At 72.6% G+C, this 16,298-nt stretch carries 13 protein-coding genes; 5 read left to right on the forward strand and 8 right to left on the reverse strand.

Annotated elements, in window-relative coordinates; genetic code table 11:
• Positions 1 to 99: 99 nt before the first annotated feature.
• The 3 genes from ACFV9M_RS12450 to ACFV9M_RS12460 form a co-directional block, all read right to left on the reverse strand.
• Positions 100 to 912 carry a thioredoxin domain-containing protein gene (locus tag ACFV9M_RS12450; protein WP_385064198.1) on the reverse strand — a complete coding sequence of 271 codons (813 nt, stop codon included), beginning with the start codon at positions 910 to 912 and terminating at the stop codon, positions 100 to 102.
• Positions 913 to 1,370: 458 nt separating this feature from the next.
• Positions 1,371 to 2,063, reverse strand: a complete 693-nt coding sequence (locus ACFV9M_RS12455) for a hypothetical protein (RefSeq protein WP_385064200.1) — start codon at positions 2,061 to 2,063, stop codon at positions 1,371 to 1,373.
• Between the two features lie 70 nt (positions 2,064 to 2,133).
• The gene (locus ACFV9M_RS12460; protein WP_385064201.1) at positions 2,134 to 3,492 is read right to left on the reverse strand and encodes a DUF2252 domain-containing protein; all 1,359 of its coding nucleotides are present in this window, start codon (positions 3,490 to 3,492) and stop codon (positions 2,134 to 2,136) included.
• 204 nt (positions 3,493 to 3,696) lie between these two features.
• On the opposite strand from ACFV9M_RS12460, the gene dnaE reads away from it, so the two are divergent.
• The gene (gene dnaE / locus ACFV9M_RS12465) at positions 3,697 to 7,236 is read left to right on the forward strand and encodes a DNA polymerase III subunit alpha (RefSeq protein ID WP_385064203.1); all 3,540 of its coding nucleotides are present in this window, start codon (positions 3,697 to 3,699) and stop codon (positions 7,234 to 7,236) included.
• A gap of 89 nt (positions 7,237 to 7,325) precedes the next feature.
• Here dnaE and ACFV9M_RS12470 read toward each other — a convergent pair whose 3' ends face one another.
• The gene (locus ACFV9M_RS12470) at positions 7,326 to 7,493 is read right to left on the reverse strand and encodes a hypothetical protein (RefSeq protein WP_385064204.1); all 168 of its coding nucleotides are present in this window, start codon (positions 7,491 to 7,493) and stop codon (positions 7,326 to 7,328) included.
• Positions 7,494 to 7,717: 224 nt separating this feature from the next.
• Here ACFV9M_RS12470 and ACFV9M_RS12475 point away from each other — a divergent pair, with 224 nt between their 5' ends.
• From ACFV9M_RS12475 to ACFV9M_RS12490, 4 genes are all read left to right on the forward strand, one after another.
• A complete protein-coding gene (locus ACFV9M_RS12475) occupies positions 7,718 to 8,938 on the forward strand; it encodes an NYN domain-containing protein (RefSeq protein ID WP_385064205.1) in 1,221 nt (406 codons plus the stop codon).
• 108 nt (positions 8,939 to 9,046) lie between these two features.
• Positions 9,047 to 10,021: an ABC transporter ATP-binding protein gene (locus ACFV9M_RS12480; protein ID WP_385064207.1), complete on the forward strand. Its 975-nt coding sequence runs from the start codon at positions 9,047 to 9,049 to the stop codon at positions 10,019 to 10,021.
• Between the two features lie 73 nt (positions 10,022 to 10,094).
• Positions 10,095 to 10,919, forward strand: a complete 825-nt coding sequence (locus ACFV9M_RS12485) for an ABC transporter permease (RefSeq protein WP_385064209.1) — start codon at positions 10,095 to 10,097, stop codon at positions 10,917 to 10,919.
• A gap of 34 nt (positions 10,920 to 10,953) precedes the next feature.
• Positions 10,954 to 11,634 carry an AAA family ATPase gene (locus ACFV9M_RS12490; protein ID WP_385064211.1) on the forward strand — a complete coding sequence of 227 codons (681 nt, stop codon included), beginning with the start codon at positions 10,954 to 10,956 and terminating at the stop codon, positions 11,632 to 11,634.
• A gap of 421 nt (positions 11,635 to 12,055) precedes the next feature.
• Here the strand turns inward: ACFV9M_RS12490 and ybaK are convergent, their stop codons facing one another.
• The 4 genes from ybaK to ACFV9M_RS12510 all read right to left on the reverse strand — a co-directional run bounded on the left by ybaK (position 12,056) and on the right by ACFV9M_RS12510 (position 16,253).
• Positions 12,056 to 12,559 carry a Cys-tRNA(Pro) deacylase gene (gene ybaK / locus ACFV9M_RS12495; RefSeq protein ID WP_385064213.1) on the reverse strand — a complete coding sequence of 168 codons (504 nt, stop codon included), beginning with the start codon at positions 12,557 to 12,559 and terminating at the stop codon, positions 12,056 to 12,058.
• Positions 12,560 to 12,580: 21 nt separating this feature from the next.
• Positions 12,581 to 13,321: an LON peptidase substrate-binding domain-containing protein gene (locus ACFV9M_RS12500; RefSeq protein WP_385064215.1), complete on the reverse strand. Its 741-nt coding sequence runs from the start codon at positions 13,319 to 13,321 to the stop codon at positions 12,581 to 12,583.
• An 11-nt stretch (positions 13,322 to 13,332) separates the two neighbouring features.
• On the reverse strand, positions 13,333 to 14,370 hold the full coding sequence (locus ACFV9M_RS12505; RefSeq protein ID WP_385064217.1) for a hypothetical protein: 1,038 nt from the start codon (positions 14,368 to 14,370) through the stop codon (positions 13,333 to 13,335).
• A gap of 305 nt (positions 14,371 to 14,675) precedes the next feature.
• A complete protein-coding gene (locus ACFV9M_RS12510; protein WP_385064219.1) occupies positions 14,676 to 16,253 on the reverse strand; it encodes an oxidoreductase in 1,578 nt (525 codons plus the stop codon).
• Positions 16,254 to 16,298 lie beyond the last annotated feature (45 nt).

Genomic DNA, 16,298 nt, shown 5'->3' on the forward strand with positions numbered 1-16,298 from the left:
ATTGTGTCGTCTGGTCACGGGCGATGAGATTACTGACCAGTACGACGGAAGAGCGGGCGAACCGGCAAGAGTTCGCCCGCTCTTCGGCTGCGCGTCGGATCAGGCCTTGAGCGCCGCCTCGATCGCGGTGTTGAAGTCGGCGACCGTCATCGGCGCGTTCTGGCCGTCGGAGCCGGTCAGCGCCTTGCCGTCCATCTTCAGCGTGGGGGTGCCCGACACGCCGCTGTCGTCGAACGTCGCGGACATCTCCAGCGCCCACCGGTCGAACGTGCCGTCCTTCACGGCGTTCTGGAACTTGGTGTTGCCCTTCAGCGCGGAGACCGTGTTCGCCACCTTGATCAGGTAGCTGTCGTCCTTGAACTTGTCGTCGGACTCCTCGGGGTGGTACTTCGCCGAGTACAGCGCGGTCTTGTACTCCAGGAAGGCCTCGGGGCTGACGTTGAGGGCGGCGCCCAGGGCGCTCAGCGCGTTCTTGGAGCCCTCGCCGCTCAGACTCCGGTCGAGGAAGGTGGCGCCGACGAACTGGACCTTGTACTTGCCGGCGTCGTAGTCCGCCTTCACCGTCGAGCCGACGGTCTGCTCGAACTGGGCGCAGATCGGGCAGCGCGGGTCCTCGTACATCACGAGGGTCTTCTTGGCGGTGCTCTCACCGATGACGACGGTCGTGCCGTTCTCGCCGGTGGTGTTGGCCGGCTTGACCAGCTTGGCGCTCTCGGCCTCTTCCCAGTAGGTGGGCTGGTTGGCCTGGACGACCGCGTAACCTATGCCGCCCGCCACCGCCAGCACGCCGACGACCGAGCAGGCGACGACGATCTGCCGCTTGATCTTGGCCCTCTTGGCCTGGCGCTCGCGTTCGAGGCGCAGCCGCTCCCGGGCCGCCGTCTTCGCCGACTGGCTGTTCCGCTTGCTCATGTGGGTGTTCTCCCTGTGGGACGCGCACGCGCGGGTGCGCGGAATACGTGTGTGGGGGACTGGTGTGCTCCCGGTGGCCGCCGACGCGGCACGGGGGTGTCGCTCGGCGCGCGGGGTGCCCTCGGGGCGCGTGTTGCCCTTGGGGCGCGTGTTGCCCTCGGGGCCGGGGGCGCCTCGCCGCGGGGCGGGGCTCCCCCCGAGGCCGGCGTCTGCTCGGAAGCCGGGCTTCCCGGAAGCCGGGCTTCCCGGAAGCCGGGCTTCCCGGAACCCGGGCTTCCCGGAACCCGGGCTTCCCGGGTCGAGGGTCGAGGGTCTCCCCCGGATCGAGCGTTCCCTCGGGTCGAGGGGTGCCCGGGATCGAGGGTCTCCCCGGGTCGAGGGTCTCCCCCGGATCGAGCGTTCCCTCGGGTCGAGGGGTGCCCGGGATCGAGGGTCTCCTCGGGAAGGGGAGTGCCGCGTCAGACGAGGGCGGTCCGGTGCGGTGGTCCGCGGCGTCCCAGGGAGTGAGCGAGGATCCGGTCGCGGACGGTGACCGCGCGGCGCGTGGGCCGCGGCAGGGGGCGCGCCGCCGGGGCCCGTCGGACGGTCACGGCGGCGACGGCCAGCAGCAGGGGCCGGAAGGTGGTCGCGGCGGCGGCCCGCAGCAGCTGGGCCAGGGCCCGCTCGCCGCGGCGCAGCCAGGCGGCGGCGATCAGCCCGACGCCGACGTGGGCGCCGAGCAGCAGCCAGGCGGTGGCCGGGTCGGCGTGCGCGAGGAGGCCGCCGAGGCGGTCGGTGCCGGTACCGGTGACCTGGGCCAGCGGCGTCCCGACGGGGGTGCCGTCACCGCACAGCAGGTCCCAGCCCACCGAGGCCAGTGGCCCCGCGACCGGGCCGCCGGCCCGGCCGTAGCAGACGTGCTGGCCCGTGGTGAAGACCGTGTCGGCCGCCAGCTCCAGTGGGATCAGCAGGGCGGCGATCCGGCCGAAGCCGCACTCGCGGCCCGCGAGGGCGTACGCGAGGGCGAAGACGGCGGCCGCGACGGCGGCCACCGTGTTCAGCGGCAGCGGGGCCCGGGACAGCAGTACGTGCGACGCGGTGCTGAGCGTCACGACGAAGGCCGTGAACAGCGCCGCGCGTACGGCTCTGAGTCGGGTCCCGGATATGTCCATGGCGCAGGAAGTCTGTCACGCGCTCCCGTAAGAGACTCCTAAAGGGTCCCTGTGAGCGCTCCGGACCTGGTCAGTCCCGCCCCAGACCGGGGATCCGGCCGTTGCGGAAGAGGTCGACGAAGAGCTGGTGGTCGGCCCGCGCGCGGGCGCCGTAGGCGTGCGCGAAGTCCACCAGCAGGGGCGCGAAGCCGTCCTCGTCGGCGGCGATGGCCGCGTCGATGGCCCGCTCGGTGGAGAACGGCACCAGGGACTCGCCGGAGGTGTCGTCGGCCGCCGCGTGCATCGCGGCCGTGGCCCGGCCCAGGTCGGCGACGACCCCCGCGATCTCCTCGGGGTCGTCGATGTCGCCCCAGTCCAGGTCGACGGCGTACGGCGAGACCTCGGCGACCAGCTGGCCCGCGCCGTCCAGCTCGGTCCAGCCCAGCCACGGGTCGGCGTGCGCCTGGAGGGCGCGCTGGGAGATCACCGTGCGGTGGCCCTCGTGCCGGAAGTAGTCGCGGATCGCCGGGTCGGTGACGTGCCGGGAGACGGCCGGGGTCTGGGCCTGCTTGATGTAGATCACGACATCGTTCTCCAGGGCGTCGCTGTGGCCCTCCAGGAGGATGTTGTACGACGGCAGGCCGGCCGAGCCGATGCCGATGCCGCGCCGCCCGACGACGTCCTTCACCCGGTAGGAGTCCGGGCGGGTCAGCGACGTCTCCGGCAGCGTCTCCAGGTAGCCGTCGAAGGCGGCCAGAACCTTGTAGCGCGTGGCCGCGTCCAGCTCGATGGAGCCGCCCCCGGGCGCGAAGCGGCGCTCGAAGTCGCGGATCTCGGTCATGGACTCCAGCAGCCCGAAGCGGGTCAGGGAGCGGGCGTCGCGCAGGGCGTCCAGCAGCGGACCCTGGGCGCTGTCCAGGGTGAACGGCGGCACCTCGTCGTCCTTGGCGCCGGTGGCCAGCGCGCGGATCCGCTCGCGGTACGCGCCCGCGTACACCTCCACCAGGTCGGTGATCTGGTCGTCGCCGAGCGCCTTCGCGTACCCGATGAGGGCGATCGAGGCGGCGAAGCGCTTCAGGTCCCAGGTGAAGGGGCCGACGTACGCCTCGTCGAAGTCGTTGACGTTGAAGATCAGGCGGCCGGTGGCGTCCATGTAGGTGCCGAAGTTCTCCGCGTGCAGGTCGCCGTGGATCCACACGCGCGAGGTGCGCTCGTCGAGGTACGGCCCGCTGAGCACCTTCCCGGCGCCCCGCCCGGCGTTCTCCCGGTCCAGGTCGTGGTAGAACAGCGCCGCCGTGCCCCGGTAGAACGCGAACGCCGAGGCCGCCATCTTCCGGAACTTCACCCGGAACGCGGCCGGGTCGGCGGCCAGGAGCGCGCCGAAGGCGGTGTCGAAGACGGCGAGGATCTCCTCGCCGCGAGGCTCCTCGTTGAGCTGCGGGACCGACATCGCGGGGTGCCTCCTGGTGCAAGACGTGTACGACAGCGTTTCTGTCGTATCCAACGGGCCGGGGTGTGTGAAAGTGCCCACGGCCCCCGCAGTGAAGGTACGCGGGGGAGCCCTCGGGGTGTCAGTGGCGAGGCATAGACTTCGACGCTGACCCCCGGACTGTCCGCCGGTCCGTCGTCGTCTGTTTCCCTGGGAGGCCCCGCCGTGTCGAAGCCGCCGTTCACGCACCTGCACGTCCACACCCAGTACTCGCTGCTGGACGGTGCCGCGCGGCTGAAGGACATGTTCGACGCGTGCAACGAGATGGGCATGACGCACATCGCCATGTCCGACCACGGCAACCTGCACGGGGCGTACGACTTCTTCCACTCCGCGAAGAAGGCCGGAGTCACCCCGATCATCGGGATCGAGGCGTACGTCGCGCCCGAGTCGCGGCGGAACAAGCGCAAGATCCAGTGGGGCCAGCCGCACCAGAAGCGGGACGACGTCTCCGGCTCGGGCGGCTACACCCACAAGACGATCTGGGCGGCGAACGCCACCGGTCTGCACAACCTCTTCCGGCTCTCCTCCGACGCGTACGCCGAGGGCTGGCTGCAGAAGTGGCCCCGGATGGACAAGGAGACCATCTCCCAGTGGTCCGAGGGGCTCATCGCCTCCACCGGCTGCCCCTCCGGCGAGCTCCAGACCCGGCTGCGCCTCGGCCAGTACGACGAGGCACTGAAGGCGGCCGCCGACTACCAGGACATCTTCGGCAAGGACCGCTACTTCCTGGAGCTGATGGACCACGGCATCGAGATCGAGCGCCGGGTCCGCGACGGTCTGCTGGAGATCGGCAAGAAGCTCGGCATCCCGCCGCTGGTGACCAACGACTCGCACTACACCTACGCGCACGAGGCGACCGCGCACGACGCGCTGCTGTGCATCCAGACCGGCAAGAACCTCTCCGACCCCGACCGCTTCAAGTTCGACGGCACCGGCTACTACCTGAAGTCCACGGACGAGATGTACGCCATCGACTCCTCGGACGCCTGGCAGGAGGGCTGCCGCAACACCCTCCTGGTGGCCGAGCAGATCGACACCACCGGCATGTTCGAGGCCAGGAACCTCATGCCGAAGTTCGACATCCCCGAGGGCTACACCGAGGTCACCTGGTTCAAGGAGGAGGTCCGCCGGGGCATGGAGCGCCGCTTCCCGGGCGGCATCCCCGAGGACCGGCAGAAGCAGGTCGAGTACGAGATGGACGTCATCATCCAGATGGGGTTCCCGGGGTACTTCCTCGTCGTCGCCGACTTCATCATGTGGGCCAAGAACAACGGCATCGCGGTCGGCCCCGGCCGAGGCTCCGCGGCCGGCTCGATCGTCGCCTACGCCATGGGCATCACCGACCTCGACCCGATCCCGCACGGCCTGATCTTCGAGCGGTTCCTCAACCCCGAGCGCGTCTCCATGCCCGACGTCGACATCGACTTCGACGAGCGCAGGCGCGTCGAGGTGATCAGGTACGTGACGGAGAAGTACGGCGCCGACAAGGTCGCCATGATCGGCACCTACGGCAAGATCAAGGCCAAGAACGCGATCAAGGACTCCGCGCGCGTGCTGGGCTACCCGTACGCGATGGGCGACCGCATCACCAAGGCCATGCCCGCCGACGTCCTCGGCAAGGGCATCGACCTCAACGGCATCACGGACCCGTCCCACCCCCGGTACTCGGAGGCGGGCGAGGTCCGCGGGATGTACGAGAACGAGCCGGACGTGAAGAAGGTCATCGACACCGCCAAGGGCGTCGAGGGCCTGGTCCGGCAGATGGGCGTGCACGCCGCCGGCGTGATCATGTCCAGCGAGACCATCACCGAGCACGTGCCCGTGTGGGTGAGGCACACCGACGGCGTGACCATCACCCAGTGGGACTACCCGAGCTGCGAGTCGCTCGGCCTGCTGAAGATGGACTTCCTCGGCCTGCGCAACCTCACGATCATGGACGACGCCGTCAAGATGGTGAAGTCCAACAAGGGCATCGACATCGATCTGCTGAGCCTCCCGCTCGACGATCCGACGACCTTCGAACTGCTCCAGCGCGGCGACACCCTCGGCGTCTTCCAGTTCGACGGCGGCCCCATGCGCTCGCTGCTGCGCCTGATGAAGCCCGACAACTTCGAGGACATCTCCGCCGTCTCGGCGCTCTACCGTCCCGGCCCGATGGGCATGGACTCGCACACCAACTACGCGCTCCGCAAGAACAAGCTCCAGGAGATCACCCCGATCCACAAGGAGCTGGAGGAGCCCCTCGAAGAGGTCCTGGCCGTCACCTACGGCCTGATCGTCTATCAGGAGCAGGTGCAGAAGGCCGCCCAGATCATCGCCGGCTACTCGCTCGGCGAGGCCGACATCCTGCGCCGCGTGATGGGCAAGAAGAAGCCCGACGAACTGGCGAAGAACTTCACCATCTTCCAGGCCGGCGCCCAGAGGAACGGCTACAGCGACGAAGCGATCCAGGCCCTGTGGGACGTGCTGGTGCCCTTCGCCGGCTACGCCTTCAACAAGGCGCACTCGGCCGCGTACGGCCTGGTCTCGTACTGGACCGCCTACCTCAAGGCGAACCACCCCGCCGAGTACATGGCCGCGCTGCTCACCTCGGTCAAGGACGACAAGGACAAGTCGGCCGTCTACCTCAACGAGTGCCGCCGCATGGGCATCAAGGTGCTCCCGCCGAACGTCAACGAGTCGGTGCACAACTTCGCCGCGCAGGGCGACGACGTGATCCTCTTCGGCCTCGAAGCCGTGCGCAACGTCGGCACGAACGTGGTCGAGTCGATCATCAAGAGCCGCAAGGCCAAGGGCAAGTACGCCTCCTTCCCCGACTACCTCGACAAGGTGGAGGCGGTCGCCTGCAACAAGCGCACCACGGAGTCGCTGATCAAGGCGGGGGCGTTCGACACCCTGGGGCACACCCGCAAGGGCCTCACCGCGCACTTCGAGCCGATGATCGACAACGTGGTCGCGGTCAAGCGCAAGGAGGCCGAGGGCCAGTTCGACCTCTTCGGCGGCATGGGCGAGGAGGAGAGCAGCGAGCCCGGCTTCGGCCTCGACGTCGAGTTCACCACCGAGGAGTGGGAGAAGACCTACCTCCTCGCGCAGGAGCGCGAGATGCTCGGCCTCTACGTCTCCGACCACCCGCTGTTCGGCCTGGAGCACGTGCTGTCGGACAAGGCCGACGCGGGCATCGCCCAGCTCACCGGGGGCGAGCACGCCGACGGCGCGGTCGTCACCATCGGCGGCATCATCTCCGGCCTCCAGCGCAAGATGACCAAGCAGGGCAACGCCTGGGCGATCGCCACCGTCGAGGACCTCGCCGGCTCCATCGAGTGCATGTTCTTCCCGGCGACCTACCAGTTGGTGTCCACCCAACTCGTCGAGGACGCCGTGGTGTTCGTCAAGGGCCGCCTCGACAAGCGGGAGGACGTGCCGCGGCTCGTCGCGATGGAGCTGATGGTCCCGGACCTGTCCACCGCGGGCACCAACGCGCCGGTGATCCTCACCATCCCGGCCGTGAAGGTCACCCCGCCGATGGTCAGCCGCCTCGGCGAGATCCTCACCCACCACAAGGGCGACAGCGAGGTCCGGATCAAGCTCCAGGGCCCGACCAGGACGACCGTGCTGCGCCTGGACCGACACCGGGTCAAGCCCGACCCGGCGCTCTTCGGCGACCTGAAGGTGCTGCTCGGCCCGTCCTGCCTGGCGGGCTGAGCGGACGCGGACGACAGGCGCGAGGGGCGCACCCGGCTCCGGGTGCGCCCCTCGGTATCTGCAAGGCTCGAAAGCCCGTCACCCAGACGCTAGTTGTGACCGAAGCGCTTGCCGCGCCCCTTGCCGTGGGTGACGTCACCGGGCGTCACCTGGGTGGTGCGCTGTTCGTCCTGCGGCTCCAGCGTGCTCTGCTGGGTGCTCTGGCCGGTGCGCTCGGGCTGCGGCTGCTTACGGTCACGGTTCTTGTTCTTGGCCATGGGGATCTGCCTCCTGTTGGGGGTCTAGGGGCCAGGGCCGGATTCAGATTCACATAGCCCGACTTACCGCGCATGTCGGATAATTACCGTCTGTGACAGGGGTGGTCGGGGTGAACGACGCCGAAACGCCACGCCGAAGATCGAGTTCGGACCGTTAACCTCCGCGCCGTCGGGCAGACTCGAAGCAGGCCCTGAGCAAACCTCCCAGGAAGAGGGTGAGTCGTGTGGACCGCTGCATCGTCCTGGTGGACGCCGGGTATCTGCTGGGGGCCGCCGCGAGTCTCCTCGCCGGAGAGCCGTCGCGGTCCCGGATCACCGTCGACCACCCCGCCCTCGTCCAGGGCCTGCGCGAACAGGCCGAGTCCGAGACGCAACGGCCGCTGCTGCGCATCTACTGGTTCGACGGCGCCCCCGACCGCGTCCCCCAGCCCGAGCACCGCAGGCTGCGTGTGATGCCCCGGGTGACCGTCCGGCTGGGCGCCCTGACCCGCAGCGACGGCCGCTGGGCGCAGAAGGGCGTCGACGCCGCCATGCACGCCGAACTGACCGAGCTGGCCCGCAACCGCGCCTGCTCCGACGTCGTCCTCGTCACCGGCGACGGCGATCTGCTGCCCGGCATGATGGCCGCCAAGGAGCACGGCGTCGCCGTCCACCTGTGGGCCGTCCAGGCCGCCGACGGCGACTACAACCAGTCCGAGGACCTCGTCGCCGAGGCCGACGAGCGGCGCGTGCTGGACCGTACGTGGATCACCAAGGCCGTCCGCGCCAAGGACCTCGGCGGGATCTGCGCGCCGCCGCCCGCGCCCCGCCCCGAGATCGCCGCGATCCTTTCCGCGCCGCTGCCCGACTCCGGGCTCGGCCACGCCGACGGCCGGCCGTCCGAGGAGAGCGACCACGCGCCCGCGGCCCCGTCCGACGGCGACGCGCCGCAGGAACGGATCCCCGCCCCCAAGGGCGTCCCCACCCCCAAGGACCTCGCCGCGCTACGCGCCCCCGGCCCGCAGGCCGTCCAGCACCCCACGACCGCCACCCTGCGCTGGTCCTCCGACAAGGGCTGGGTCGACCGGCCCGGCGTCGCCGCCGAACCCTCCGAGGCCGCCTCGATGCCCACCCTCGCCCAGCTCACCACCGCCGAGCAGCGGTGGGCCGACCGCGAGGAGGACATCACCACCGTCGGCGGCGACCCGTACGAGGTGGGGCAGGTCTTCGCCCGGCGCTGGACGGAGCGGCTCGGCGACCAGAGCCACCTCCAGAAGCTGTCCGGGATGTATCCGCGGATCCCCCACCGCATCGACGGCGAGCTGCTGCGGTACGCGGCCCGCTTCGGCCTGCTCGCGCACAAGGACGACCAGATCGACGAACACGACCGCTACGCCATCCGGGCGGGCTTCTGGCGCGAGGTCGACGTGCGTACGGCCGCCGAGCACGCGCCCGCCGGGGACTGAGCGGGGCACTCGGGACGCCCCCCGACGCGAGCGGCGGTCGCCGACCCCTTAGTCTCGTCCTTTGTGAGTACGCGCGCGGCACCGGCAGTCCGGCCCAGGGGCGAGGTCGTGTGTGCCGTGCGCAACCTGACCAAGACCTATCCGGCGGTACGGGCCCGGCGTGGCACCCCCGCCACCCCCGAGGTGCGCGCCACCGACGACGTACGGCTGGAGGTCCGGCGCGGGGAGATCTTCGGGCTGCTCGGCCCGAACGGGGCCGGCAAGTCCACCCTGGTCCGGCAGGTGACCGGGCTGATGCGGCCCGACACGGGCAGCGTGGAGATCCTCGGCCACGACATCCTGCGCCACCCCGAGCGGGCCGCGCGCATCCTCGCCTACCTCGGCCAGGAGTCCACCGCCCTGGACGAGCTCACCGTCTCCCTCGCCGCCGAGACCACCGCGCGTCTGCGCGGCCTCGACGTGCGGCAGGCGCGCCGGGAGCGGGACGCCGTGCTCGACGAACTCGGGCTGACCCCGATCGCCGGGCGGCCGCTGCGGAAGCTGTCCGGCGGGCAGCGGCGGCTCGCCTGCTTCGCGACCGCCCTGGTGGGGGAGCGGCCGCTGCTGGTGCTGGACGAGCCCACCACGGGCATGGACCCCGTCGCCCGGCGGGCCGTGTGGTCCGCCGTGGACCGGCGGCGCGCCGAGCGCGGCACGACCGTCCTGCTCGTCACCCACAACGTCATCGAGGCCGAGACCGTGCTCGACCGGGTCGCCGTCCTCGACCGGGGCCGGGTCATCGCCTGCGACACGCCCACCGGGCTCAAGGAGCAGGTCGCGGGCGAGGTACGGGTGGAACTGGTGTGGCGCGAGCGGGCACCGCTGGACGTGCCCGAGGTCGCCGCGCTGCGGGAACGCGCCGTGGAGTCCGGGCGCCGCTGGACGCTGCGGCTGGCCCCCGAGGAGGCCCGCGCGGTCGTCGCCACCGTCACCGGCGGAGCCGCCTTCGCCGCCCTGGACGACTTCACCCTGGCGACGCCGAGCCTGGAGGACGTCTACCTGGCGCTGGGCGGCGCCGCGGGACAGGGACTGGTGAGGGTGTGAGTACGGCGGCCATCGCATCCGTACCGAACAGGACGACTGACGGAGTGGACTCCGAGAAGGGAAGCGACGCGACGTGAGTGTCGTACCCGCAGAGGTTCTGCCGGGCAGCGTCCGGGCCGTGGACGAGCAGCCGGTCCGGGAGGCGGCCGAGCTCGGGCCGCGTGCGAGGCTGTGGCCGTCGCTGGTCGCCGTGTACCGGGCGCAGCTGTCCCGCGCGCGCGTGGCGCGCATCCCGCTGCTGTTCGTGGCGACCTTCCAGTCGGTCGGCATCCTGATCATGATGCGGGGCGTCGTGGACGGCGGGCGCGAGGCGGAGGCCGTGGTGGCGGGCTCGGCGGTCCTCGTCGTCGCCTTCGTCGCGCTGAACCTGCTCGCGCAGTACTTCGGGCAGCTCCGGGCGAGCGGGGGGCTGGACCACTACGCGACGCTCCCCGTGCCGCCCGCGGCCGTGGTGCTGGGCGCGGCCGGCGCGTACGCCTCCTTCACCGTGCCGGGGACGCTGGTCACGGCCGTCTTCGGGTGCGTGCTGTTCGGGCTGCCGCTGACCCATCTGTGGGTGCTCGCGGCGGTGATCCCGCTGGCGGGCGCCGCGCTGTCCGGGCTCGGCGCGGCCTTCGGGCTGCTCGCGCCCCGTCCGGAGCTGGCCACCGTGCTGGGGCAGCTGGGCATGTCGGCGGCGCTGCTCCTCGGCGTGCTGCCGCCCGACCGGATGCCGGAGCCGGTGCGCTTCACCCGTGACCTGCTGCCGTCGACGTACGGCGTCGAGGCCTTCGCGCGGACCTTCCGGCCGAGCCCCGACTGGGCGTTCGTCCTCGGCGACCTCGCGGTCTGCGCGGGTGTCGGCGTCGTCTCGCTGGCCGTCGCCACCTGGGCCTACCGCCGGGCCGCCGTCCGGTGACGCGCCGCCGGGGCGGGCCTGGCACGATGTCAGGGTGACCGCACCGCTGACCCCGCCGCCGCCCCCGCACGAACCCTCCCCGCACCAGGCCTGGCCGCCGGCGCCCGGCGGCCACCCGGGTGCGGCCGGCCCGCCCGCCGCGTACGGCCAGGACGGGCCCGGGATGAGGACCGAGGTGCGGGAAGCCGCCGTGGTCACCGTGCTGGTCGCCCTCGCCGGTGTGCTGCTCGGCCTGCTGTGGGTGTGGCTCGCGCCGCGCGTGCCGCTGGTGGGGGACGTGGTGGACGGCGACTGGGTGGTCTACCTCGAGGACAGTGAGGGCGAGCAGGCCGTCGGCGTGGACGGTACGTTCACGCTGCTGGCCCTGGCCTGCGGCGCCGTGAGCGCGCTGGCCGTGTTCGGGTGGCGGCGGCGCGGCGGCGTGCCGCTGGTGGTGGGGCTGGCCCTGGGCGGTCTGCTCGGCTCGCTCCTGGCCTGGCGCCTGGGCGTCTGGCTCGGCCCCGCCGACGACGTCCTCGCCCGGGCGAAGGAGGTGGGCAAGGGCGTGACGTTCTCCGCCCCCCTCGAACTGGGTGCGAAGAGCGCGCTCGTGATCTGGTCCGTGGCGGCGCTGCTGGTCCACCTCGGCCTCCTGGCCCTGTTCGGCCCACGCGACCCGGAGCCCTACGGCGGGCAGGGGCCGTACCCGAAGCCCTACGAGGGCCCGTCCGCGTAAGGGGCGGCGCCCGCTCGGGTGCTGCCGGGGCGTCCGGCGGCGGGACGCCGTCCGGACGCCTGGCGGTGCGGCTGCCCGGCCGGAGGCTTGCTCGGCTTGCTCAGCGGCGAGGGGCACGGGCGGGTTCGGCACCACGCCGGTGGCCACTGTCCGGCAGCCGGGCCGGGCCGGGCCGGGCCGAGCCGGGCCGGGCCGAGCGGGGCCGGGTCCACTGTGTCGGGCCGAGTCCGCCGTGTCGGGCCGAGTCCGCCGTGTCGGGCCGAGTCCGCCGTGCCGGCGCCGCGCCGTCTCGGGTAGTGCGCTGCCGGCGTTCGCAGGGCCGGGGGCCCCGGGGTCCGGGGGCCGGGTTCCGGCCGGGGCCGGCCCCGGCCACGGCCCCGGCCGGGGCCGGGGCCGTGGTTGTCGGGCGTCGGTGCGGGGGTCAGGTGCGTCCGACGGGGGCCAGGACCGCCCCGGTGAGGGTGGCCAGGTCGGTGGGGGACAGTTCGACCTCCAGGCCGCGCCGGCCCGCCGAGACGCAGATGGTGGCGTGCGCGCTCGCGGAGTCGTCGAGCACCGTGGGGAGCTTCTTGCGCTGGCCCAGCGGTGAGATGCCCCCGCGGACGTAGCCGGTGGTGCGTTCCGCCAGGACCGGGTCGGCCATGGCGGCCCGCTTGCCGCCGACCGCCGACGCGAGGGCCTTCAGGTCCAGGGAACCGGCGACCGGGACCACCGCCACGGTCAGGGTGCCGTCGACGTCCGCGACGAGCGTCTTGAACACCCGGTCGGGGGAGACGCCCATCGCCTCGGCCGCCTCCTCGCCGTAGGAGGGGTGGCTCGGGTCGTGGTCGTAGGCGTGGACCGTGAAGTCCACGCCCGCGGCCGTCAGGGCCACCGTGGCGGGCGTGCCGCCGGACTGCTGCTGCTTCTTCGACTTCTTCGCCATGCGGGCCTTCTGGTGGTGACGTCAGTTGAGACTGGTGGGCCCGCGCGTGAGCTCGGCCGCGGGCAGCGAGGGCAGGCTACGGATGATGGCCGTCTCCGTGCGCAGGAGTTTCAGCTCGTCGCGCAGCCGGGAGGCGGTGTCCGGGGCCTGGAGGAGCCGCTGCTTGGTCGGGATGTCCAGCATCATCGCGGCCGCCACCAGGTACGAGACCACCGACGGCTCGTCGGGGAGGTCCGCCCCCGTCGACAGCGACCGCTCCCGGGCGCCCGCCAGCCGCTTCTGGTACTTGCGGAAAGCCCGCAGCACACCCTCCGCGAGCGCGCCAGCCTCGTCGCCGGGCTCCTCCGGGAGCTCCTCCAGCTCCGCCGTCAGATACGGCCCGGAGGCGTCCACCGACAGCAGCCGCACCCGGGTCGTGCCGGTCGCCAGCACCTCGAAGGTGCCGTCGGCCCGCTCGCGGATCGTCGCCGCGTCGGCGACGCACCCGAACCCGTGGAACGCCTTGGCCGGGTCGTCGCCGAAGCCGGCCGCGGGCCCCCGCCGGGCCGGCGCCGTCGGATCGGGCAGGCCCGGTGCGCTGGGCGCCACCTCGTGGCCGTCGCGGATCGCCACGACGGCGAACCGGCGGGGTTCCTCCTCGGGGGACTTGAGCAGATCGCGCATCAGGGCGCGATAGCGCTCCTCGAAGACGCTGAGCGGGAGCACGAGCCCCGGGAACAGCACCGTGTTCAGGGGGAAGAGCGGCAGCCGGACGGTGGTCACGCCGCAGAAGCCTAGTGGTCCCCGGGGCGGGCCCGTTCCCCGTGCCCGTTCCGTGGATGCCCCAGGGCCTGCCAGGGCACCCCCGAGCACACACCCTCGCGCACCGCCAGGAAGTGTCCCAGCGGGTCGTCGGACAGCCGTCCCCAGGGGAACGACGTGGCGTACGGGCCGATCAGCCGCAGCTGGTCGAGGGCGTCGTCGCGCCGGTCGAGACGGACCAGGACGTACGTCAGCAGGTTGCGGATCTCGGCCGGCCAGGGGTCGGCGGCCGGGAACCGGGCGGAGAGGTCGACGGCCCGGTCGGCGGCCGCCTCGAGGCGCTCGCGCGGCACCTGGGGCCCGCAGCCGTCGGTGAGGTAGGCGAAGGCGGCCCGCACCGGCAGCGCCTGCACCAGGGAGCCCGCGGGCGCGTCCTGCGCGGCCCGGTCGGCGAAGTCGAAGCACTCGCGGTGGGAGCCGTGCCAGGACTCGGCCAGGTAGCGCTTGGCGGCGACATGGCAGCCGTAGTGGTGCGGGGCGCGGCGCACCGCGGCCTCCCACAGCTCCTCGAAGTACTTGTGCCCGGCGTTCGCCCCGCGCGCGTGGTCCAGGGCGATCCGCCACGGCACCGGGTCGCGGATGTCGCTCTGCGCGGCCGCCGTGATCAGCGGACTGACCTCGCGCAGCAGCTCCGCCCGGGCGGGCGAGCGCCAGGCGCGGTCCACCGCGAGCTGGGCGGTGACCAGCAGCACGTCCGGGTCGCGCGGGGCGGCGGCGCGCCACTGCTCGAACCACTCGGGCCGGGCGTCGGCGAAGGCGGCCAGACGGGTGGCGTACCGGTCGCGGTACTCCCACTCGGCCCGCTCGCGGACGCCGGAGAGCAGGGCGGCGGCGGCCTGGTACCCGCCCCGCGCGGCCTCGACCAGCGCGGGGCCGAGCCGGTCGTCGGGCACGTCGAGGAGCACCTCGTCGTCGGCCGGGAGCCCTGCGACGGGGTGGGGGGCGGCGGACCGCGCCGTCCGGGACGCGGCCGTCCGGGAAGCGCGGTGGAAGGGGGGCAGCAGAGCCATGGTTTCGCCATTGAAAAGCCGCTGGTGGGCAGAGCGCCAGGGGGTAAGGCGAACCTGTGGAAAGTTGTGCGCCCCCAGGTCAAGGACAGGTAAAAGGTAACTGTTCGGCAACTGTTCACCGGCTGCTGTTCCCCGCCGTTCGCCGACCGTGGTCTCCGCCGCCGCAGGGTGGGGACGGCAGTCCCGGTAGTCCCGGTAGTCCCGGTAGTCCCGGTAGTCCCGGCAGCCCCGCAGTCCCGGCAGCCCTGGCAGTCCCGGCCGCCCCCGCGGTCAGCCGCGCCGCAGCAGCCGGGTCGCCCCCGCGGTCAGCCGCGCCGCAGCATCCGGGTCGCCCCCGCCGCCACCGTCGTCGCCAGGGTCCAGCCCAGCAGGATCATCGCCGCCTGCACCCACTGCCAGCCGCCGTACAGCCGCCACTGGCCGGCCTGCCCCAGGTCGATGACGGGAAGCAGCAGGTCGAGGGCGAAGAGCGCCGGGTTCCAGGGCGGATGGCCCTCGCGGTTGACGGGGGGATGGTCGGCGTGCGCGAAGGCCAGCGAACCCGCCGCCCACAGCACCGCCATCCACACCGCGGCCCGGCCGGGCCGGTACCCGTAGGCCACCGTCCAGTCCTGCGCGTACCCCCAGAGCTTCGCGGCCGGCGGCAGGGTCTCGCGGCGGCGGCGCTGCTTGGCGAGCAGCACCTCGCGGGCGTCCTCGTCCTCCCCGCCCGTCCGCAGCACCGCCGCCAGCCGCTCGTACGGCTCCGGGTTGTACTCGGCGGTCGCGGCGGCCACCCACCCCAGCCGCTCCGCCAGCGGGAACGGGCCCTGCGGCACCAGGTTCTCGTAGCCGAAGCCGCCCATGTGCAGGTTGCCGGGCCCCGGCCAGGCGCTCGCCCGGTCCACCAGGTTGACCACCCGCGCGCCCGACAGCACCACCTTGCCGCGCCGCGGCCCCTCGCCGAGAAAGCGCAGCTCGGGGGTCTGCACCCGGCGCAGCGACAACTCCTGCTCGTCGGTGAGGTCGAACCGGGCCCGCTCCAGGTCGACGGCGTCTCCGAACCGCCCGTCGTCCAGCCGCACCCCGCCCCGGCACTCGAAGCGCTGGACGCGGGTCCCGCGCGCGGGTGTCGTGCCGCTCAGCGCGTGGCCGCCGATGCCCGCCGGGGTGAGGTACAGGGAGCGCTCGACGGTCAGCCGGGGCGCGTTCAGCGCGAACCGGGTGTACGGGTTGACCAGCCGCGCCCCGCGCAGACTCAGCGACACGCCGATCTTGGCGCTGCGCAGCCGCAGCTCGCCGTGCGACTCGAGCAGCTCGGCCTGGAGGTCCTGGCCGACGGTCAGGCCGTCGGCGGAGACCGAGCGGCCGGTGCGGTCGCGGTAGACGATCGCCTGGTTGAGCAGCAGGTCCGTGCCGATGTGCGCGTCGGTGAGCCGGACGCCGTTGTGGAAGCGGCAGCGGGGCAGGTGCAGGTCGCCCTCCGTCTGCAGCCGGGCCGCCTCCAGCCGCGGGACCGAGCAGTCCACCATGCGCAGCGTCGTCACCCGCGCCTCCGGCAGCAGCACGTCCTGCTCGAACCGGCAGCGCTTCATCTCGACGTACGGCACCACCGTGCCGCCCGCCACGTCGAGCGTGCCGCTGATTTGCACGCCGACCAGCTTGAGCGAGGAGACCCGGCCCGCGAGCGCGGGCGGTCCGTCCAGCAGCAGCCAGGCCACGATCCGCGCCCGCACGGTCCGCGCCGCGCCCCAGGGATGTCCGCCGTGCGGGTCGTCGACGACCGTGTCCCCGCTGCTCAGGTCGTACACGCTGCCGTTGCGGAAGGCCTGCCACATGCCGGCCTCGGCGGCGGTCAGATCCTCCGGCACGTCCCCGGTGCGGATGCCGGCCCCCTCGGTCACGCTGTCCCGTCCCTCCTGCCGCCCGTCGGCTCACGGGTTTCGCAC

Source organism: Streptomyces sp. NPDC059895, assembly GCF_042731035.1.
Classification (GTDB): Bacteria; Actinomycetota; Actinomycetes; order Streptomycetales; family Streptomycetaceae; genus Streptomyces.